This window comes from Sporosarcina sp., assembly GCF_029257255.1.
In the GTDB taxonomy this organism is placed as follows: Bacteria; Bacillota; Bacilli; order Bacillales_A; family Planococcaceae; genus Sporosarcina.
The window spans coordinates 13,292-34,378 of record NZ_JARICI010000023.1; the positions used below are offsets into that span (position 1 = coordinate 13,292).

The 21,087-nt window shown below is 42.3% G+C and carries 20 protein-coding genes and 1 pseudogene; 10 read left to right on the forward strand and 11 right to left on the reverse strand.

What is annotated here, in order from left to right; translation table 11 throughout:
* Positions 1-173: 173 nt before the first annotated feature.
* Positions 174-461 (reverse strand): annotated as a pseudogene (locus Q1J64_RS05645) (KGG domain-containing protein); the annotation flags it as partial.
* Between the two features lie 312 nt (positions 462-773).
* Here Q1J64_RS05645 and Q1J64_RS05650 point away from each other — a divergent pair.
* Positions 774-947 carry a hypothetical protein gene (locus Q1J64_RS05650; protein ID WP_301108107.1) on the forward strand — a complete coding sequence of 58 codons (174 nt, stop codon included), beginning with the start codon at positions 774-776 and terminating at the stop codon, positions 945-947.
* Between the two features lie 87 nt (positions 948-1,034).
* Here Q1J64_RS05650 and Q1J64_RS05655 read toward each other — a convergent pair whose 3' ends face one another.
* Positions 1,035-1,766, reverse strand: coding sequence for a hypothetical protein (locus Q1J64_RS05655; RefSeq protein ID WP_301108108.1), 732 nt, complete (start codon positions 1,764-1,766; stop codon positions 1,035-1,037).
* 18 nt (positions 1,767-1,784) lie between these two features.
* Entirely contained in the window at positions 1,785-5,621 is a 3,837-nt protein-coding gene (locus Q1J64_RS05660; RefSeq protein ID WP_301108109.1) for an AAA domain-containing protein, read from the reverse strand.
* Positions 5,622-6,441: 820 nt separating this feature from the next.
* On the opposite strand from Q1J64_RS05660, the gene Q1J64_RS05665 reads away from it, so the two are divergent.
* Both Q1J64_RS05665 and Q1J64_RS05670 read left to right on the forward strand, forming a co-directional pair.
* On the forward strand, positions 6,442-6,639 hold the full coding sequence (locus tag Q1J64_RS05665; protein WP_301108110.1) for a hypothetical protein: 198 nt from the start codon (positions 6,442-6,444) through the stop codon (positions 6,637-6,639).
* Positions 6,640-6,669: 30 nt separating this feature from the next.
* A complete protein-coding gene (locus Q1J64_RS05670) occupies positions 6,670-6,906 on the forward strand; it encodes a YczO family protein (RefSeq protein ID WP_301108111.1) in 237 nt (78 codons plus the stop codon).
* A 126-nt stretch (positions 6,907-7,032) separates the two neighbouring features.
* Here Q1J64_RS05670 and Q1J64_RS05675 read toward each other — a convergent pair whose 3' ends face one another.
* Together Q1J64_RS05675 and Q1J64_RS05680 are read right to left on the reverse strand one after the other, a co-directional pair.
* Positions 7,033-7,929: a putative glycoside hydrolase gene (locus Q1J64_RS05675; protein WP_301108112.1), complete on the reverse strand. Its 897-nt coding sequence runs from the start codon at positions 7,927-7,929 to the stop codon at positions 7,033-7,035.
* 156 nt (positions 7,930-8,085) lie between these two features.
* A complete protein-coding gene (locus Q1J64_RS05680; protein WP_301108113.1) occupies positions 8,086-9,021 on the reverse strand; it encodes a DUF5692 family protein in 936 nt (311 codons plus the stop codon).
* A 294-nt stretch (positions 9,022-9,315) separates the two neighbouring features.
* Here Q1J64_RS05680 and Q1J64_RS05685 point away from each other — a divergent pair, with 294 nt between their 5' ends.
* Both Q1J64_RS05685 and Q1J64_RS05690 read left to right on the forward strand, forming a co-directional pair.
* Positions 9,316-10,230 carry a peptidase U32 family protein gene (locus Q1J64_RS05685; RefSeq protein ID WP_367183398.1) on the forward strand — a complete coding sequence of 305 codons (915 nt, stop codon included), beginning with the start codon at positions 9,316-9,318 and terminating at the stop codon, positions 10,228-10,230.
* Positions 10,231-10,242: 12 nt separating this feature from the next.
* Entirely contained in the window at positions 10,243-11,490 is a 1,248-nt protein-coding gene (locus tag Q1J64_RS05690; RefSeq protein WP_301108115.1) for a peptidase U32 family protein, read from the forward strand.
* A 111-nt stretch (positions 11,491-11,601) separates the two neighbouring features.
* Here the strand turns inward: Q1J64_RS05690 and Q1J64_RS05695 are convergent, their stop codons facing one another.
* From Q1J64_RS05695 to Q1J64_RS05705, 3 genes are all read right to left on the reverse strand, one after another.
* Complete coding sequence (locus Q1J64_RS05695; protein ID WP_301108116.1) at positions 11,602-11,907, reverse strand: YunC family protein; 306 nt, start codon at positions 11,905-11,907, stop codon at positions 11,602-11,604.
* Between the two features lie 86 nt (positions 11,908-11,993).
* Positions 11,994-13,817, reverse strand: a complete 1,824-nt coding sequence (locus tag Q1J64_RS05700; RefSeq protein ID WP_301108117.1) for an adenylate/guanylate cyclase domain-containing protein — start codon at positions 13,815-13,817, stop codon at positions 11,994-11,996.
* The gene (locus Q1J64_RS05705; RefSeq protein ID WP_301108118.1) at positions 13,801-14,952 is read right to left on the reverse strand and encodes an HD domain-containing phosphohydrolase; all 1,152 of its coding nucleotides are present in this window, start codon (positions 14,950-14,952) and stop codon (positions 13,801-13,803) included. The genes Q1J64_RS05700 and Q1J64_RS05705 overlap by 17 nt, the downstream gene beginning before the upstream one ends.
* 117 nt (positions 14,953-15,069) lie before the next feature.
* On the opposite strand from Q1J64_RS05705, the gene Q1J64_RS05710 reads away from it, so the two are divergent.
* The 4 genes from Q1J64_RS05710 to Q1J64_RS05725 all read left to right on the forward strand — a co-directional run bounded on the left by Q1J64_RS05710 (position 15,070) and on the right by Q1J64_RS05725 (position 19,040).
* The gene (locus Q1J64_RS05710; protein ID WP_301108119.1) at positions 15,070-15,228 is read left to right on the forward strand and encodes a DUF3307 domain-containing protein; all 159 of its coding nucleotides are present in this window, start codon (positions 15,070-15,072) and stop codon (positions 15,226-15,228) included.
* Between the two features lie 251 nt (positions 15,229-15,479).
* Positions 15,480-16,814, forward strand: a complete 1,335-nt coding sequence (glnA, locus tag Q1J64_RS05715; protein WP_301108131.1) for a type I glutamate--ammonia ligase — start codon at positions 15,480-15,482, stop codon at positions 16,812-16,814.
* Positions 16,815-16,916: 102 nt separating this feature from the next.
* Entirely contained in the window at positions 16,917-18,491 is a 1,575-nt protein-coding gene (locus Q1J64_RS05720; protein ID WP_301108120.1) for an amidohydrolase, read from the forward strand.
* A gap of 51 nt (positions 18,492-18,542) precedes the next feature.
* Positions 18,543-19,040: a TspO/MBR family protein gene (locus Q1J64_RS05725; protein WP_301108121.1), complete on the forward strand. Its 498-nt coding sequence runs from the start codon at positions 18,543-18,545 to the stop codon at positions 19,038-19,040.
* Between the two features lie 51 nt (positions 19,041-19,091).
* On the opposite strand, the gene Q1J64_RS05730 is transcribed toward Q1J64_RS05725, so the two are convergent.
* Positions 19,092-19,313: a hypothetical protein gene (locus Q1J64_RS05730; protein WP_301108122.1), complete on the reverse strand. Its 222-nt coding sequence runs from the start codon at positions 19,311-19,313 to the stop codon at positions 19,092-19,094.
* Between the two features lie 89 nt (positions 19,314-19,402).
* Positions 19,403-20,158: a YflT domain-containing protein gene (locus Q1J64_RS05735; RefSeq protein WP_301108123.1), complete on the reverse strand. Its 756-nt coding sequence runs from the start codon at positions 20,156-20,158 to the stop codon at positions 19,403-19,405.
* Between the two features lie 128 nt (positions 20,159-20,286).
* Here Q1J64_RS05735 and Q1J64_RS05740 point away from each other — a divergent pair, with 128 nt between their 5' ends.
* Positions 20,287-20,694 carry a YugN family protein gene (locus Q1J64_RS05740; protein ID WP_301108124.1) on the forward strand — a complete coding sequence of 136 codons (408 nt, stop codon included), beginning with the start codon at positions 20,287-20,289 and terminating at the stop codon, positions 20,692-20,694.
* A gap of 13 nt (positions 20,695-20,707) precedes the next feature.
* Here Q1J64_RS05740 and Q1J64_RS05745 read toward each other — a convergent pair whose 3' ends face one another.
* Complete coding sequence (locus Q1J64_RS05745) at positions 20,708-21,064, reverse strand: hypothetical protein (protein ID WP_301108125.1); 357 nt, start codon at positions 21,062-21,064, stop codon at positions 20,708-20,710.
* Positions 21,065-21,087 lie beyond the last annotated feature (23 nt).

The window sequence follows — 21,087 nt, forward strand, 5'->3', positions numbered from 1 at the left end:
TACTTTAACTTCTTTACTAATATTCTATAATTGTAGTATATATCCTGAAACATCCGATTACAATATGATCAGGGAAATCGTTGGATAATAAAAAAATGTCCTCAAATCTTATCGATTCGAGAACATCTTTCTATTTATAATATATAGCAGATGATATGCCGACACCTGCATCAGTCTTTATCAGTGTTTGTAATAGCTGCTCTTGCTTCTCCACCTTTACGGCCAATTTTTTCGTAGAAATCTTTGTCATGATTCTTCGCAGTAGCTTGACCGCCTTTGCGGCCAATCTCCCGATAAAATTCGCTATTATGCTTTTGAGCAGTAGCTTCCCCGCCTTTACGGCCAATTTGCTCATAAAATTCACGGTCATGTTTTTTAGAAGTCGCCTGACCGCCTTTACGCCCTGCTTCTTCCAAACTCATTTTCTTCTCGATGCTTTCGGGATTCTTTTGGTTAGCCATGTATAATCTTCCTCCTAGTTTTTCATATTTTTAAAGCCTACTAACAAGTTGACAAGCTTAGTAGATGTATTCCCAGGTAACACAAAGCTAAACAAGTTACATAATTTTTCACTCCTTTTCGTATAAAAGTCGGATGAAATGGAATGTATAGCCTAATTATCATTACAACTAACATCCTAAATTCCTCTCTTGGCATTGACTCGCGGTTACACTCATTTTTCAAGAACTGCAGTTTTCAAAAAATGTATAGCATAACTTTTCAACTAACAGCCAAATTACAATGAAATGTTTTTTGAAAGGAGTTGTGAGGAATTGGGAAGAGACGAGCACACGAAAGGCAGCAATAATTCAGGGTCTTTACCGCAAACGCCAAAAAAACAAAAGATTGCAGCGAAGGATATGAAAGAAGAAATGGCGAAAGAACTGGCGGAGCTTCGCAGCAATCCAAAGAAATCCACAGACAGCGATCAAAAACGCTGGCCCTAATCCTTCTTGGAGCTACACTTTTTTATTTTGGGATCAATAAGAAAGAACCGCTCGAAAGTGATGTGATCATTCGAGCGGTTCTTTTGATTATTTTGTTGGTTTTTCTTGGTCTATCAGCTTTTCCAATTGTTCATCCCACTGGTCCAGCAGCGTATTCCAAACTCGTGTAAACCGCATATCTTCTACATGGTTATACACTGAGAACTCTATACATGGAATTAGCTGCTTAGAAATATGGGCGGCTGCATCAATTTTGTCGAGTACAATCTGTAGTGTACCTTCCGACATTTCCACTTCTGCCGACAGTAGAGCATTGCGCAAAGTTTCTTCATCGAGATCTTTTAACTTATGAGTCTGTTTCTTTGCCAGATGAAATGGCTCTATTTTTTTCTGAAGAAGTTCCTCTTTTTCTTCACACAGAATATTTTCATGGCACGAACTATAATACATAATGATTTCCTTTTGTTCTGGCGGCTGCTCATAAATTCCTGACTGTAATTGCTCTATACCCTTTGCAGTCAGTTCAAGGACATCTTTACGTTCCTTGACCATGTCTGCCCGTTTCATTTTCCCCAATAAATCCTCTGCGAATAAAGAATCGACAGCCAGGAACTCAGCTATCCTCTTTGGATCAGCTATGGGTAATTTATCTATAGTCATCAGCATCATTTTCATCAGAATATCCATCGTCGTCCGTTTGATTGTTGTATAAGAGATGTTCACCACCTCTACTGGCAATCCCCAGCTGGCAGACTTTTCTATCTGCAGATTCGGCTGTTGCTGGATTTCTCTCTGTAATTTCTTTTGAAGTGAATCCATGCTTTCACCTTTCTTCCTTTATGGCTGTACACTCCTCAAACCGCCTTGCTGTTCAACAATTCCTCGTAACTGACTGTACATATCTCGTGCGGATTGGTTTTTCGTACGGACAGCGAACATTTCCGAACTTCCTACGATGATCAGCAGTTCCCGTGCTCGTGACAATGCGACATTCAATCGCCGGTAGTCTTTCGCAAACCCGATATCTCCACCCGATTCACCATGATTCCTGACAAAGCTCAAAATGATGATGTCCATTTCCATTCCTTGAAACTTATCGACAGAGCCTGTTCTGCAATGAAGATGAGTCGGCCGCAGTTCCTGCTGAAGCATCCGGTCAATTTGTTTTACTTGCTCGCCATAGAAGCTGATCACGCCAACGCTTTTAAGCTCATCACTCTTCATTCGGCCGGCACGTTTCGCTTCTTCTGTTGACTGTTCTGCATCTATTAACAGTTTCCGGACAAGCGTCAACTCTGATTCGTTGAACCGGCTAGTGCCGCCTTTGGCTTTATCTTCGTAGAAAGCAGGTTCATTCGGTGTATCAAACCACAGTAAATGATCGTTGCGCGTGATTAGCTCGCTTTCCAGCAAGTGATCCCGAAGTTTATCCGAATCAGGTAAGCCGCACTGAAGCTCATAATTACCTTCTTTATAGAAAGGTGATATGGTCTGCATAATTTTTTCGTGCATCCGGTATTGAATGCTGAGCATTGTTTTATTTTGTTTCGGCAGCGTACGGAATAATCGTTCAAATAAAGATTCATTCAGCAGCTTTTTCATCTCACGCTGCACATCAGGATCTTTTTGTTGATCGACCAGCTCATCCATCGTTTCCTGCCCTACAAGTGGCGGCAGTTGGTGATGGTCTCCGACGAGAATTACTTTCTTACCTTTCAGCATCGGCAGTAATAATTCAGGAGGCGTCGCTTTTGAAACTTCATCAATAATCACAACATCAAACTCCGGATACTCTTCCATGAACTGCTTCGATGCGGACGCCACACATGTAGTACCGATGACATTCGCATGCTCGACATAGAGCTTACGGATTTCATCCAGATCATAATCATTGGCTTCCTGCAGCAGCTGCTCCCACTGTGCCTGTAATTCCTGCAGAATGGGCAGTTGCTCACGTTCTGTTCTAAATTCTTCAAGCTCACGTACAGTTGTTTCCAGCACAACTGTAACTTTTTTCAGCTTCTGTTCGATTTCGGGATCGAGCTGTTCATGTAATTCATCAATTCGGGATTTCAACTGCGTATTTTCGACTTGCCGTATCTGAAGCTGTTTTTCCATTTCACTGATTTGCTGTCGCTGCTCTCCCAGTGTCTGTTGTGTCGCGGCAGTATGTTGTTCACAATCAACTTTCGTCTCGATTAGTAACGTCAGTTGTTTCCTCTGCTCCTGACACTCTAAAACAGCTGTCTCCATCGTGCTTATTTCCTTTAGCAACTGCTGCTCTTCCCAATCAATGTCGGGCTGTTCGTGTTCAGTCAGCCACTCATCCAGCAACTGACGTTTTTCAACAAGCTGCTGTTGAATATGTTCTGACTGTTGCTGAAAAAGCTGTTGATCACGTTGAACGTGTTTCAGCTCCGAATTAATAAACTGCAAAACTTCCTGCTTAATTTCCGCAAAACGTTGGATAGCCAGCTGTTTTTGTCGTTGCTGAATTTCTGCGCCTTTCATGCGAACTATTTCTTCCTTGTTGTAAAAAAAGGACATGCCCTGCGCAATCGTTTGTAAGATTTCTGTTTTTACAGGAGATTCTCCCTGAACTTGCAACGCATTTTTCACCGCTGGCTTTATCAGGAATCTCCCAAGCCGATCAATCATCCCATGCATGTCCTGAATGGTCTTAAAGTCATTTGTAGGTTTTTTTTCAATCGAATTGATTGGAAAACGATGCTTCTGCAAAAGCTGCTCGGTTTTTCCAATTGCCGTCTGAAACCTTTCATAAAGCTCTTTCCACTCCTGAAACTCATATGTGAATTGCCCTGTTTCAATTGATTTGATCAAACGCTGCAGTTCATTCATTTGCAACACAAATTGAATCGGTACTTCAACTAGCAGCTCGGAAAGTGCTGTTTGCAACCTGTCCAATTTACTGATCGGACTGATTTGCTCATTTGCAACTTGCAGCCTGTGTACACGATCCGGGATAGTTGATAACTCATCCTGTACCTTGTTCAACTGTCCTGAAAGTTGCTGCAGGTTTGTCGTCAACTCTGCATACACACGTATCTGTTTTAGCTTTCCAAGTTCATTTTGCAAAATCGCCAACCGTTCAGTTAAACTGCTTTCCGTTGGCATGCCTGAAAGTTTTAGTTGATGCTGCCGAATTTCCTGTTGTTGCTGCTCCAGCATTTTTTCAGTCTGTCCCGTTATAGTTTGCTGATCCGTTAGCTTTTTGGACAATTGATTTAGCGTATACTGTTTTGCTGCATGTTCTGCAGTTTGTGTTTTCAGCTGCTGTTTCAGCAACTTTTGCAATTCAAGCTGTTCCGAAAGCATCGTTTGTTCTTCGATGTATTCAGTATTCCTTTGTTCAAGCTGCTGAATAGCCTCTGACATTTCAGACTCTTTCTTCTTATATATCTCGCGTGTCGCCTGAACGGTTTCCAATGTTTCATTGCGCCAATGTAAGGCAACATTCTCTGCAATGAAACGCTTGCCTTCTTCTTCAATACTTTCAGACCGTCCATAACGCAAAATTCTGGTCTTCGGATCTGTCAGCAATCGACCGAGTGCATTATCTACCGCGAGATTCGACTGAGACGCAACAAGTGTCCGCAACCCAGCTTTGACGTTCTGATAGCAAATCTCCGAAATAACAGTTGTTTTACCTGTTCCCGGCGGTCCTTGAATAACATACAGATCATGGGCTTTCATTGCTCCTGTAACAGCTTCTCTTTGAAATTCATTGAGATTATTATGAAACTCCAATACCGGCTGCTTATTATTAATCTGTACGACAGGACGCTCTTCAAATAAAATCTTCTCCAGGTTGGCATTTGTCGCCAGTCCGTCTTGTAAGTCTTTAAAACCTCTGCGCAACCGCCTGATTTGACTTAATTCCGCAAAGTTTGTTAGAACGAGTTTTTTATTATGTACCGGGAGCCATTGTTCTTTTCTTGACCGCTTCTGGAAACGTTGATTCAGTTCAATCACAATGATTCGCTGTGACTTTTGGATATCAATGACTTTGCCGATTTCTGCAGAAAGCTCCAGAACTTTTACGCTGAAGCCTCTCAACTGCCGCCAGTTCTTTGCCTGCAAATCCTTGCAATGGAGATGCAGTTTTGTAAAGTCGCTATTAAAAGTAGCCTGGCTAAAAGTGCAGGAAAGATCTTCAACATCTGCATTTTTCTCAGCAATCTGCAGATAGCCTTCCCAGCTTTCAATCCGCTTTTTCACATATTCCGAACGTTCTTCTGCTATAGGAAGCTCACGCATACTTGTATAGAACTGGATGGGCAGCGCCAGTCCGGATTTATTCAGACGAAATTTCACCAGCGTGTGCAGTCTTCTATTCGTCTGTACGGGTTCTTTTGCTCCCCGCACATGAAAGCCTGTTGCGACAAAGCCGTCCGGTTTCAACACACATTCCATGACAGCTACACGTTCCGAAACTTCTCTGGCGAACTTTTTATTTGTTTTCGGATCAAAGTAAAGTGAATAGGATTGGTTGCCCTGCCGGTTAGCAGGTTTTTTCTCAATATATAAATCGAATGCCGTCTCAGTTGAGACCAAGGCTTGTTCATTTAAGAACCATTGCTCAATCCCTTTACGTGCATTTTTCGTAATTTCGAGACCGCAAGATATGGTTTCAATCTTCTTTGTGGTCGTCATTAGATAAAATTCTTTCTATTAAATGGCTGTTTGACAGTAAGATGGATGTTCGTGCTTATCCCTGTCGTTTCATTGTTCAAAGCTCTCACCTCAGTCCTATATTATAGATCATAAATGCACGAACCGCGAGTAAGAAAAGATCTTTAACATAAAATCTGTTTATATATCAGAATATGTATATGAAAACATATTTATTGTGTAGTCTGGGATTTGCGCTGCAGATGGAACGCTTTCCGGAGGGCCCGCGGTAAGCCAAGCGAACAGCGAAGGGTTCGCTTTGCCGTATTTCTGTGCACTTTACAGAAATTAATCGTGCAAAAAATATTTAATTAAATTTAAAAAAGATGTTTAGGATCTTTTATTGCAGGGTACAGTATATATAACAAGGCGAATTGACAGTTGAATAAGGTTGTGGAGTAATAAAACCTTGGATTCTGTCAGAGATGCACAGCCTTGGCGGAAAATTTTCTTTACTGGCAAGAGGTACGCTCGGATTGGGAACTTGTTTTACAGTTCCGGTAAGTAGACAGGTTTACCAGCAGTATGTAAGAGGTTTTTTGTGTAAGATGTAAGTGCAATTGAAGGAACTGCTCCAAGCAGTATGAGCAGTGCAAGAAGCATACGGCGAGGGTACTACGTCAGTATGTGTATGACGAAACAGTAAATTTTCCGCATAGTAAGAAGAAAAGGTCAATCAGAAGCCGGTACGTTCGGCGGATGATTGATCTTTTCTTTTTCTCTGTCACATAACTGTATTGTTTAGTTTGGATGATTTCGGGAAAACACTCAGTAAGAAATTATTACAGAGGAGGAATTTTAATTGAAGAAAAGAGCCGCTTTAGCAGCAATCGGATTGGGTGCAGCCAATCTAATGCGAAATAAAGAATCCCGTGATAAATTATCCCGCCAGTTTGATGAGTTCAATGAAACTCCGATGCGGGGCGAACGTTCCCGTACAAATCATTCAGATACGCAGCACGAACGTAAAAAAGGATTGCTTGGCAGTTTATTTAACTAATCGAAAATCTTTATGAAGGAGCAGATGTTCATGAGCGAAGATCAAAAAGTGTTTACTGAAAAGGACCGCCCAGATGCAAAGGGTGCTTACATGGACAACCCCGAGAATTTAAAAACAGATAAAGAAAGCATTTATGACATGCACGAAGATATGCAGACTGTAGACGCCATTCCCTTAGAAGATGTGCGAATGGAAGCGGAAGAGGAACGCCACCAAAGACGAACCAAAGACCGTTCTTCCAGCGAAGAAAAGTACAAAAAAGAATAAATGCAAAATAGACAGCCAATTATGTTGGCTGTCTATTTTTATTTGTCAGTGAAATCTTTGAATTCTAAAACTTGAATGTACTCCCGACAGAGATACTACGATTTTATAACTATGAGTACTCAGTCATTATTCATGCCATTTATTATAATAAGAACCATCAGGATTGTACATATATTTAAAGTTATGCTTCTTCGCCAGACTTTTACTTTTGCCGTTTTCACTAAATGCTACAACCATAATCTGTGTGCCGAATTCATCCCTAACTTTTTTCAATTCCTTCATTTTCTCCTGTGACCAATCTTCATGACCTACGTGATCATATGAAAAATCTTCCCACATGATAAAGTCCACATAGGGAGCTGTGTAATCGACCAGTGTATCGAAACCCCAATTTTGTGCGATCGACAGGTCTTTGTATTGCTGTTTTATTTTCAGCATGACTTGTACTAATGCTTCTCTTTGGGCATTTTTGTCTGATTCAGCTATGTATGAATCTATATTTCCAACTGTATCAAAAAATACACCATCTAACTTTCGTTGAACGATTCGTTTATCTACTTCTTTCAACAATAATTCCTGATAGTGAGCAGAGGTCATGTCCATCATATAAGAATCCCACTGCTCAAAATATACACGTTCCCCTTTTTCATCTTTATAAAAATCATTTTCGACAAACTGCTCAAACAATTCTTTGTTCCATTTATCTCCTTCCATCGCATTCACATATCCGTACAGGAGAGTTCCATTTTCTTGCGCCTCATTACTATACCGCGCTTGCATCTCAATGGGTTCTACAATCACCAAGTCCATTGCTTTCATCTTTTGTCCGATTTCATGATTTCCTTTGTCCAGGTAATAGGTATATCTTTCAACGTCAGCAAGTCTTTCTTTAATTCCATGTAGAGAAGATTGCACATCAGTTACAACATCTTCTGAAGGGTCTTCATTCGTTCCAATTAAATAAAAGCAGATAATGATAATTAGTAAGGTGCCAATCAGTAACATGGCGTTTCGATTTTTCATATTTTACTCCCTCTCTCTTAGAGATTCATCACGTTTGTAGAATAAAAAGTTATTTATTCCATACTCTATTATACCAAACATATCCAATCCTTTTTCGTAATAAGAAAAAGCACCGCTAAACGCGATGCTTTGGCCTGTTCTAATTCAATTGTCACATTACATATTTTCTGACATAACTCTTTGGTACGCTTTTGTATCTGTATAGATTTCATCTTTTAACGGATTTAATTTCAGTTTGCCGATCTTTATAAATTGATAGATCACAAGTACAATGTTCGAAATTAAAGCTAATAAACTTAACGTAAAAAATGCTTTTGGATCATGTGTTGTTGGAATTGGTGCGATCACATCAACGAATTGTGGTACTGTCAAAACGAACATCGCCCAAAGTGCCAATGTATGTGCACGGTGCTGTAACCAAGCTCCTTTTTTGATAAAGAAGGCCGGGATTGTACAAGACAGCAACAAAATCAGTCCTGTGAAAAATGAGTGGTCTGCAATACAGTTGTAGACATAGGCAAAGTTCCATAAATCATATGCAATAATCCACGGCCAGATCATATCCGGCCAGATCATGTCTTTTGATTTGGATTTCGAAATATAAATACCTGCCCAACCACAAATCACGATAATATTGAGCAATCCTGCAATACCGTTCATAATATTCCATGGTCCTGACATCACCCATAGATTATTAATCACTTCACCTTCCCAAGCGCCATAACTGTACACTTGGAAGTCACGGATTACTGCTTCTAAAATATTAATAGCTAAGATAAGCGGCGGGAAAAGTAGTATCCATTTTTTATTCATCACTGCTGGAATATAACGCATAGCCATAAACCCTAATGCTCCGGCAAGTGCTGAATAAACTTTCACCCAGTTAAACCATGTACCCGTTCCATATTCATTCCCTGGAGCTGCTGTTGTCGGCCATACAAAAATCGTTAAAATGATGGGAATGAGTAAGAAAAGAGTCAGTCCTCCCCATTTAGTTCTACGACCGATTTCGTTAAACGCCATCAAACCAAGCAGAGCCAGAAGCGCAATTCCCCATTCAATCATTGAAAGTTGTTCATATAAAATACCCATTACACTATCCCCTATCTCATATAGAAACGATCAAACCTAATGTGATAGACCGTGCACAATCTATTTAATTTAATTGTATATAATGTAAACAGGAATGACAATTACTTTTCTGAAATAATTTACCATCACGATATTTCTATGCCATACTTTAGACGCAATTAAAAGGTAGCGATATGTTTATACTATAAATATTCAAAAAGTTCATTACTTAGACACGACCTTCGACCTGTTTTCTCTCTATAATAAAAGACATTACGCTCTCTATTAGAGCAGACGAAAGGAAGCGAACCGATGATTGAACTGATTGCAACAGCTGAATCCATTGGACAGGCAAGAAAGTTGCTGGAAGCTGGGATCAACACTCTATACATAGGAGAAGATGAGTTTGGACTGCGCCTGCCCACCTCCTTCTCACGTGAAGAACAAAAAGAACTGGTACAGCTGGCACATGAAAAAGGAAATAAAATAACCGTCGCCGTCAATGCGCTTATGCATAACGACAGAATAGCGACCGTCATCCCCTATCTGCAATTTCTAAAGGAGATTCAAGTCGATGCCATCACGGTAGGTGACCCGGGCGTAATTCATCTGCTAAAACAGCACGCGATCGACATCCCTTATATTTATGATGCACAGACGATGGTCACAAGTGCGAACCAGGTAAACTTCTGGGCAAAACGTGGGGCAACTGGCGCTGTACTTGCGAGAGAATTAACTAGAGATGAATTGGAACTGATCAGTGGACAAACCGTAGTTCCTATAGAAGTGCTCGTTTACGGCGCTACTTGCATCCACCAGTCAAAACGTCCGCTTGTCCGCAACTACTTTAATTATGTAGGCGAATCAAACGTAGAAAACGACCGTTCATTGTTTTTATCTGAACCTAAAAAAGAAGAAACCCATTACTCCATTTATGAAGACCGCAATGGCACACATATTTTCGCTACCAATGATGTGAATTTAGCCGCTCATTTAGAAACGCTGTCGCAGGCTGGCCTCACACAATGGAAACTCGATGGATTATTTACAAAAGGTGATGTCTTTGTAGAGATGGCTGCATTGTTCAATGAAGCACGCGTTGCAATCATGGAAGGAAACTGGTCGGCTGAATATACTGACCACCTAAATGAACGCGTACAACAACTTCATCCGGCTGAAAGAGCATTGGACGAAGGCTTTTTTGTGAAAAATCCAGAGGACATTCAATAAGGAGAATGCATGATGACAACAATTGAAAAACGTGTAATCACTAAGAAACCGGAAGTACTAGCGCCTGCAGGTACACTGGAGAAATTAAAGACTGCCATCCGCTATGGAGCAGATGCTGTATTTATCGGGGGAAATGCTTATGGGCTGCGCAGCCGTGCAGGTAACTTCACGTACGAACAAATGGAAGAAGGCGTAGAATTCGCCAAACATTTCAATGCCAAAGTTTACGTGGCAGCGAATATGGTAGCGCATGAAGGAGACGCAGAAGGAGCAGGCGATTTCTTCCGTACATTGCGTGATATCGGAATTGACGCGGTCATCGTTTCTGATCCGGCATTGATTGAAATCTGTGCAATGGAAGCGGAAGGACTGCCTATTCACTTGTCTACGCAGGCTTCTGCTACCAATTATGAAACATTAAACTTCTGGAAAGAAGAAGGACTGGAGCGCGTCGTACTGGCACGTGAAGTGAGTATGGATGAGATTAAAGAAATCCGTCAAAAAACAGATTTGGAAATTGAAGCTTTCATTCACGGAGCGATGTGTATTTCCTATTCTGGACGCTGTACGTTGTCCAATCACATGGCAGACCGTGACGCCAACCGTGGCGGATGTACGCAGTCATGCCGCTGGAAATATGGATTATTTGAAATCGATGAAGCAGCAGGACGTTCTTCAATGCTGGGTGGAGAAGAGGAAGAAGCTTTCTCTATGAGTGCAGTCGATATGGCAATGATCCGATCAATTCCTGATTTAGTCGAAAATGGAGTTGATAGTCTAAAAATTGAAGGTCGGATGAAATCCATTCATTACGTTTCAACTGTTGCGAATGTCTATCGCCGTGCGATTGACACCTATTGCGCGGATCCCGATAATTATGTATTTAATCCGGAATGGGAAGATGAATTGTGGAAAGTTGCACAGCGTGAATTATCCAGCGGCTTTTATTACGGCGTTCCAAGTGAACAGGAGCAACTATTCGGAAAACCCCGAAAAATTCCTGCTTACAGCTTTATCGGTCAAGTACTCGATTATGATGACGAAACGAAGATCGCTGTCATTCAACAGCGCAACAACTTCGGCATCGGGGATCAGATTGAATTCTACGGTCCGAATTTCTCTCATTTCGAGCAGACAATCGAAGAACTGTGGAATGAAAAAGATGAGTCGATCGACCGTGCGCCGAACGCGATGATGACAGTGAAGATGCGCGTCAGCCAGCCTGTAAAGCCTTTTGATATGATGAGAAAACAACGATAAATAGTTCACTGTCTTGAAAGGAGCCTGTATCTATTCAAGACAGCTTTTTCTAATGAAAACAGTTCTACTCAACCAATGACACAGAAAAGGCGCCTCGATGGGCGCCTTTTCCTAAATCATCTTCAATAACGCGTCTGTCCCCTTCATTCCTGCAGTGATTCCGAGCTGTTCTGCTTCCAGCGTAACCGATTCCAGCGGTGCCGCCAGCAACTGTTCGATCGTTTTCACTCCGACTGCACGCCCGGCGATAATTTTTCTGTCTGCCAGCACACTGTTCAGCAAGCCCACATCAAGCGCTCCGCACATAATATAACCGGTGTCATTTGAAACGGTCAGCAACGTCGTTTTCGGTAATTTTACTGTTACCGCCTGGAATGTCTCTCCATTAATTATTATCGTTTGATTTTCGATCAACATACCCGCCCCTTTCGCTTTCAGTATATGAAAGCGAAAGCATATTGTTGCCTACTGCATCTGAAGTAGTAAAAAGCCTCTCAGACACTTTAAACAGCGTGAGAAGCTTTTTCATTCATTGTAAAGCGTACTAAATCGATCTCATCTTCAACCCCCTGTAAATATGCGGTATAAAATTCTTTGCCCAGTTCAATGATTGCGGGCTGTTCTTCGGCCAGCCGTTCATAGACATCCCTGTGGATTACCAAGTCCCCACCTGTGCTCTGATTCTGGATTCGGGCCGCTTTGTTTACAGTTCTTCCGAAATAATCAAGAAGATCATTGGCGTTGACCGCGATGACAGCACCTGTATGGAAGCCGATTTTTACTTGAACTGACTGGGTTAGCTTTTCATTCAGCTGGTCCATGCTACGCTGAATCGCAATAGCTGCTTCAAAGGCATCCAAATCACTCGCAAATGCAGCCATTACCGAGTCACCGATGGTTTTCACCACTGTACCTTTATGTTCTTTAATATGCTTCAACAAGTAATCAAAGTGTTTCTGGACATCAGTATACGCCATCGCATCACCGATTCTTTCATACAATTGGGTAGAGTTTTTTAAGTCAGTAAATAATATTGCCATATGACCGACGCCAATTTGCAACCCGGGCGCGAGGACTTCTGTGCCAAGCAAGTCGCGGAACAGTTGCAAGGATGTAACTTCCCTCGCTGTAAGTGCATAGGAATCCCAGTCTTGTTTTTCAATGACCAATACGATTTCCACATCCGTTTCATTGGCAATTTCGTATTGCTTTGCCTGCTGAATGAGCGGCTGCACAAATCCTTCTGATGTATACGTGATAGCTGCGGATTCACAAATCGTTTCGTCAATATCTGCAATTACATTGTATTTCAGCACACGGCATCTGAGTGATTCCTTGACAATTGGCCAATGAATCGTTTTCTTGCTGTGCGCCGGAATTCTGAATTGGCCAAGAATGTGTGGTGACTCAATTGGTCCATTGATGCAAAATATCTCTTGGGAAGTCTCACGGATAGCTGCATTGACGTGAAACTTCATCTGTACATAGCGATCAAAATCCAGTTCATAATCAACACCGCATAATTCACAGTGTACTGTATTGGTCATCTGTTTCAGCACGGACGCTTTTCCTTTAGGCACCCGGCAGTTCGGGCACATAAGATTCCAGTCATAATCAAGCAGACCGGCGGCGTTGGCGAATAAAAAAAGCTCGACCGTTTCAAAGCGGTCGAAACTGTGGCTGTCCGCCCATCGATAAGGCTGGATATCCGTTACTTCATCATCCGAGCCATAGCGAATTGTATCGGCAAGTGCGTCGATCAATTCTTCATTCGGAAATGATTCCCTCAACAGTGTCAAGGCATTTTCCAAGCGTGAAATCTCTACTTCCACCTTCATTTTTCCGAGAGGAACTTTTTTTCCCTGTGTATTTTCAAATTCCGAAGCATAGGTAATCATATTTCTCAGCTGTGGATAGACGATTGTGCGCAAGGCAATGACTCCTACTATGCTGCGGCATGTAAAATCTCCGGTCAAAAGCATTTTCGTCTTCCCCTCCGGCAGAGCCTCTACACTCACGCTCCATAAGACGGACTTGTATGGTCCCTCGACATACTCACGTTCCACTGAATAATGAGAGTGGCGCACCCATTCATACACATGCTCTTTCCACTTCATTTTTATGATCCCCATAACGGATGCATCAGCCCAGCGAATAAGCTGCTGGTCATCTTCTGTGAACTGCTTAAAATTAACGGGAAACAATCCTGCATATCTGTTCAATTCATTTGTGTCAGCTAAAAGATCCCACAGAGCTGTCAGTTCCAGATCCAGCACTTTTTCATCACGAAAATGAAGCGTTTTCGCCATATTACCTATCACATCCATCTACAAATTCATCCCGTATTTCAATGAATCGATCTAAATTTTCCAGAAACAAATCAACAAGCCCTGGATCAAATTGTTTGCCTCGTTCTTCCTTCATGTACGCGGTAATTTTCTCTAGGGGCCAGGCTTTCTTATAAACACGGTCACTGCCGAGTGCATCAAAGACATCTGCTACAGCGGTAATCCGACCGTACAGATGAATATCTTCACCCTTTTTACCTGCCGGATAGCCATTGCCGTCATAGCGTTCATGATGTTCATTGGCGATAATTGCAGCAATTTGCAGCAGTTCGCGTTTGGAATTTTTAAAGACATTATGTCCGATGGTCGTATGCTGTTTCATTAGGGAAAACTCTTCTTCTGTCAGTTTACCGGGCTTTAATAGAATGCTGTCGGGGATCGCGACTTTTCCGATGTCATGCATAGGAGAAGCATATTTGAACTTCAGCGCTTCGTGATCCGGGATGCCGGCCAGACATGCCAGTAGATACGAATACTTCGCTACACGTTTGACGTGGAATCCGGTTTCTTGTGACCGACTCTCACCGATTTCCCCCATCGTGACAATAATTTCCTTCTGTGTTTCTACGAGTTCATTGCGCAAAATGATGGCTTCCAGTGATTTCCCTGTAAAATTGGAAGCGATTTTCAGCACATCCAAATCCCGATTAGTAAAAGCTTTCGTTTCTGTTAATTTATTAATAGCCTGATATGCACCGATTATCTCTCCATCTGCATTCCGAAATGGAATACAGAGAACAGAAGTAGTTTGATAGCCTGTTTCTTCATCGACTGTCCAATTAAAACGGGAATCTGCATATGCATCTTCAATAATCAGTTCTTCCCCTGTTTGAATGGAATGGCCAACAAAGCCACTGTCTTCAGGTATCGTTATAGTCTTTACCCCATGTCCACCGACTGTCCAGAGCGTTTTTTCATTTGGTTCATGAAGCCAGACGGAACATCGGTCAGCAGACACTAGCTCTCTGCCTAAATCAGCTAAATTCATGACAAGCTTTTTCATATCTGTTTCGACTGATATTTTTGTCATATATTCAAATATGACAGAAAGAAGCCGGTCTGATTTAGTATTCAAAGGTTCGTTAGTAGAAAATAATTTTGATGTAGTTGGCATCGTTGGTGCCCCCCATTTATAATAGCTTTTTAACTTTTCTATATATGTTAATGTTATCATGATACGTATTCAAAACACAGTTACTTGGTTATAATTCTTCGTTTGGAGGAGCGCCTAATGAACCTTTTCACATATGTACTGCTCGGTCATTTAGTAGGTGATTATTTATTACAGACCTCTTGGATGGCTATGAATAAGGCATATAAATGGCTCCCATTATTGACTCACTGCTTTATTTATACTCTTTCAGTGTGTGCAGCGATGGTAATTGGCTAATTATTATGACTGATCAAGTATTTCATTTGCTAATTTTGGGATTCATTGCACATTTCTTTTATCGGTGAATAGTACTAAAATACAAGTTCTCTTTTCGAGAACTTTTTATTTTTGTATAAACAAGAACTTAAGTCTTAGTTTTCTTTCAAAAAATAGAATAAAACACTTGTATTTTCTTGGGTGTTTGCCGTATTATAGAAAAATGTTACGAAGATGATTCGTTTCAAACAATTCATAAGGAGAGTGGCATGATGGGAAGCATTACAAAAGAAAACATTTATAAGTTAGTGGAAGAGCAGAATGTGAATTTCATTCGTCTTCAGTTTACCGATATTTTTGGCATAATTAAAAACGTAGAGATCCCGATCAGCCAGCTCGAAAAAGCCCTGGACAACAAGATGATGTTTGACGGATCGTCTATCGAAGGATTTGTACGGATTGAGGAATCAGACATGTATTTGGTTCCTGACTTGAATACTTGGATGGTATTTCCCTGGCCTTCAGGTAAAGGACGGGTTGCGCGTTTAATCTGTGATGTCTACTTGGCAAACGGTCAGCCGTTCCCAGGGGATCCACGGGGTAATTTGAAGCGCGTCATTCAAGAAATGAAAGAGCTCGGATTCACAGATTTCAATTTAGGGCCTGAGCCGGAATTTTTTCTATTTAAACTGGATGAAAATAAACAGCCTACAATGGAACTGAACGATCATGGGGATTATTTTGATTTAGCACCGATGGACTTAGGTGAAAATTGCCGTCGGGATATTGTACTGGAATTGGAAGAACTCGGTTTCGAAGTAGAAGCGTCACATCACGAAGCTGCACCTGGCCAGCATGAAATTGATTTTAAATATGCCGATGTCTTAACGGCCTGCGATAATATTCAGACGTTTAAATTAGTTGTCAAAACGATGGCTCGCAAACATGGGCTGCATGCAACCTTTATGCCGAAACCGTTGTACGGCGTTAGCGGTTCAGGGATGCATTGTAATGTATCGTTATTCAAAGACGGAGAAAATGTCTTTTTTGAGGAAGCAGGCGAACGTCAATTGAGCGAAACCGCCTATCAGTTTATGGCGGGCGTACTAGAACATGTACGCGGGTTCACGGCAATCACCAATCCAACCGTCAACTCTTACAAACGCTTAGTTCCTGGCTATGAAGCACCCTGCTATGTTGCCTGGTCCGCACAGAACCGCAGTCCACTCATACGGATTCCTGCATCACGCGGCATGAGCACTCGTGTCGAAGTTCGTTCGGTTGACTCTTCTGCCAATCCGTATTTAGCGATGGCAGCCATCTTAAAGGCTGGTCTCGACGGAATTAAGCGCGAGCTGCAGCCGCCTGCTCCGGTAGATCGTAATATTTATGAAATGAAACCGGCAGAGCTTGCTGAAAATAATATTGGTATGCTGCCGACTGACTTAGATCATGCGTTAATTGCTTTGTCAGAAGATGCGGTCATACAGGATGCCCTAGGCAAACATATCTGCGCGAACTTCACTGAAGCAAAACACAGAGAGTGGGAAAGCTACAGAATTACTGTACACCCATGGGAAATTGAAAGATATATGAAAATGTATTAAGCAAAGCGACTGCTGCGGCGGTCGCTTTTTTCTATGTGTAATCGCTTCTATTGTTCATTCAACGTCTGCAGTTTACTATAGTAGATACGAGGAGGAATCGGCATGAAGACGATTTGGCATAACGCGCTGTTTTATACGATGCAAAATGAAGGACATACAATAGAAGCACTTGTAACAGAAAATGAAAAAATCATTGCAACCGGTTCCTATGAACAATTAAAAATAAATGCTGAGCAGGAAATCAACTTACAGGGTGCAGTCGTCTTCCCCGGTTTCATCGACAATCATATGCACATTATTGGTCAGGGAGAGAAGCTACTGAGGCTGGATCTTTCTAACGATGCTTCTTCTGATGAATTAATGGAGATGCTGCTAGGAGCCTACAAAGATTTGCCAGAAGATGAGTGGTTCATTGGAGAAGGTTGGGATGAAAATAATTTTCCTGATCAAAAAATCTTCACACGTTATGAGCTCGATCTTGTCACAAAGTCACCTATGTTGCTGAAGCGAACATGCTGGCATGCGGCGATTGTTAATTCGAGAGCGCTGGAACTTGCCGGCATCACAAAAGACACGCCAGATCCAGAAGACGGCGTGATTGAGCGTGATGAAAAAGGTGAACCGACAGGACTGTTGAAAGAAGGCGCAATGCATCGGGTTCTGGAGTTATTACCTGATCCGAGTGAAGCTTATGTTACAAAAGCGCTACAGACATCGGTTGATCATTTGCTGTCTGTTGGATTAACAGGCGTCGTGACAGATGACTTGGGCTATTACGGCAATTACCATACTCCTTTACAGGCATTTACAAATGTATTGGGAGGACCACGTAAATTCCGCGCGCATCTATTGCGGCATTTCAGCGTCTTCCAGCAGTTAATGGATGATGGGACAACGTACAATGAACCGTGGGCAGAACCGGGTGAAATGAAGTTTTTCATTGACGGAGCTTTCGGCGGCAGTACAGCTTTGCTGAGCGAGCCTTATACGGATGAACCTAATAATACGGGCACTACTGTTTTGACGGATGTAGAAATGGAAGAGCTAGTGAAACTGGCGCGCAGTTACGGTGAAGCAGTCGCGATACATATGATCGGTGACCTGGCAGTTGAAAAAGCACTGGATGTGATTGAAAAATATCCTGCGCCTGCCGGCAAGCGTGATCGTTTTATCCATGTCTGTCTGCTTCGTGACGACTTGGTTGAGCGGATGGAAAAGCTTCCAATCGTCTTGGATATCCAGCCCGCTTTCGTCCCTTCTGATTTCCCATGGATCAAAGATCGTCTCGGAATGGAACGAATGGACTGGGCATATGCATGGAAGCGGCTGATTGACAGAAAATTCATTGTCGGTGGGGGTTCAGACGCGCCGATTGAGGACGCAAACCCCTTGCTTGGCATGCATGCCGCAATCACGAGACGTCAGCCCGATGAAAAGCACGAAGGCTATTTACCGGATGAAAAACTCAGCCGCTATCAAGCCGTTCAGCTGTTCACTTCAGGAGCTGCCGCCACAATCGGCAAAGCTGCTTCACGCGGTCGTTTAGCAGAAGGCTTTGACGCTGATTTTACGATACTTTCTGAAGATTTATTTGCAGCGGACGTGGATAGAATACCGGATATTCCTGTTTATATGACAGTCGTTGCCGGGGAAATTATGTACAAATCGCGTGGCTGATAGTTTATTACAAAGAAGTTAGGGAAAACTCTCCAAAAAGGAGTTTTTACTGTGGAACTGCTGAATGTAAATGGTAAAACTGATTGGAAAAAACTGACGCGCAATGTGCTGATTCCTGTAGTAGGCGGATCGATCGTCGGATGGCTGGCAAACCGCAATACACAGGAGCAATACGCCAAACTGGAAAAACCCTCTGTTTCTCCTCCAGGATCAGTATTCCCGATTGCGTGGACGGTGCTTTATACGATGATGGGTGTTGCGAATTATCGCGTGGAGGAAAAACAGGCGCAGCTGCGGCAACAGGATGATGCGACCCAGCTGTATGACGTCCAGCTTGGCCTTAATTTCCTGTGGTCCTTTCTCTTCTTCAAGTGGAATCTTCGTGGAACCGCATTAGTAGAGATGACAATCTTATTGGGCGCTATCGCACTGACGGCTTATGAGTTCAATAAGACAGACCGCACGGCAGGCGCTTTGATGGTGCCGTATATAGGCTGGGTACTGTACGCTTTAACTTTGAATTACTCTACCTGGAAATTGAATAAATGAAAAAGCGTCCCAGCCATGAAATCATCGGCGGGACGCTTTTTGTTATTTCTACTAACCTCTATTCATACGCTCTGCTGTTTTATAGGCATCATACATACCCCAAATCCAAACGATCGGATACGTAACGAAACCGATGAGAACAAACATTAACAATGCATTGATACTCTGCAGTATAATAAGCAAAATCCCTTTTAAGATCTGTCCGTTATAAATTTGTCCGACACCAGTCCAGAAAAAACTCAGCACTGCGGCGATCCCCGGATGCTTTAACATACACTCTCTCCTTCCTGGCTGTTCCTTATCTCTTATTTTACAGCATAAGCAGAAAGTGTACAATAAACCACGATAAATGATTACTTAATTTAGATCCGATCTTCATCCAGTCTTTGCTTTAATGTTTCTTCTCTGACGCGCTCGGCTTCCATCTCTTCCATTCGTCTTTGGTGCATCTTCACTTCGTCTTCAGCAAGACGTTGCTCACGCTCAAACAACATTTCATTCTCCGATAGACCGCGCTCCTGCTCTAATTCCGTCTCAGGCAGATTATCCAGTTCACCCGAATAAACTATCTGGTCGACAGGACGTTCCATTACTGCTTCGCCGCCAACACGTCCATATTCATTATCACTTCTGATGCTTTGATTGGGAAGCGTTTCATTTAACCGAAATGCGGGATCCCCGCCATTCAATTCTTGATCCGTCACACTTAGCCCGTTGGCTCCCAAATTCACGTCAGTTCCATTGCGGTTGACTCTGTAGTAATCTGTATTCTTCATAAAACGCTGACTGACTTGTCCTTGGTCAACGTACAGAAGCATTCCACCCTGATCGATCTCGCGATAATACTGTTCTGTTTCGGCAGGTCCGAAGTCCAGTCCGTCAACCATTCGGTGTACATGATCTTCTCCTGAAATGAAGCCCATGAATCGATCCCACCATGAATCAGTAGCCGATTTAATCTCAGCATCTGTCCGGCTTCTAACCATTGTCAGCTGATCTTCGTCTTTTACCACCACGTATATATGATCTTCTGGCCAGCCTTCCCTCTTCAATTCATCCATACGTCGCACCAGTTCTGTTTCATCAAAGTACATACCCATATATCGTTTAGTAGCCATGTAAATCTCCTCCTAAGTTCGTTAACTGTTGTGTTTGTAATTTACCCGCTTGACAAATTTAGAAACCTTTCGAATGAAATGTATAATCTTGAGCCAATATAGGAATTCTGAATAGTAGAGGTGATAAGATGCTGGAATTGGATACAAATATTGAAGGTAAGCTTGCCTCCTTTGGAGTTTTGCGGGATAAAGCTGTGAACCATGGCTACCATTTTGGCGGAGGCTGGGACTATCATCAAGGTTCATTTGACTCGATCTTGCACAGAGAAGGCGGAGAAACAATTTATTTACGAGTACCTTTTGATGTCTACGAGGGTGAGTTAGATGACTATCAAACGTCAATCAAATTTAAAAAGCCCTATGTCATCAAACATGTCGTCAATACCGGATTGGATAAAGACAGCAGCTCGCTAGTCAGCGGCTCGTTCAATCAATTTCAGGAACCGCTTGACCGCGACGCGCAAATACGCGATAAAAGTCGATGGGAAACCGCAGGCGAATTCGCGATTGAAGAGTTTCTGGAATTTCTGGAGTAAGAAAACGCCGCATTCAATTTTGAATGCGGCGTTTCCCTATTTTAATTGCTCCCTCTTTCAGTTCCACAATTTTTTCATTCATGGAATCCAAATCAAGCACTTGTTTTGAAAACTTTTCATAAACCGGCTGTAGTTCATTCGTCAGCTCTTCCAGTTCAGCTGCAGAATTAAATACAAACTCATAGAGATTATTCTCTTTGCCCGATTCGACCAGCACCTGTATCACTTGCAGGGGTTCTCTTCCCGCTGTATCTTCATCGGACATAATCGGCTCCTCCAACTCATAATTCCCCTGATAGATCCATACTGTCCCATCTTGCACTGATTCTGTAAATGCCAGCAAATCGTTTATATTATCTGTCTGCTTCATCAACATACCTCACTTTCGGCTTT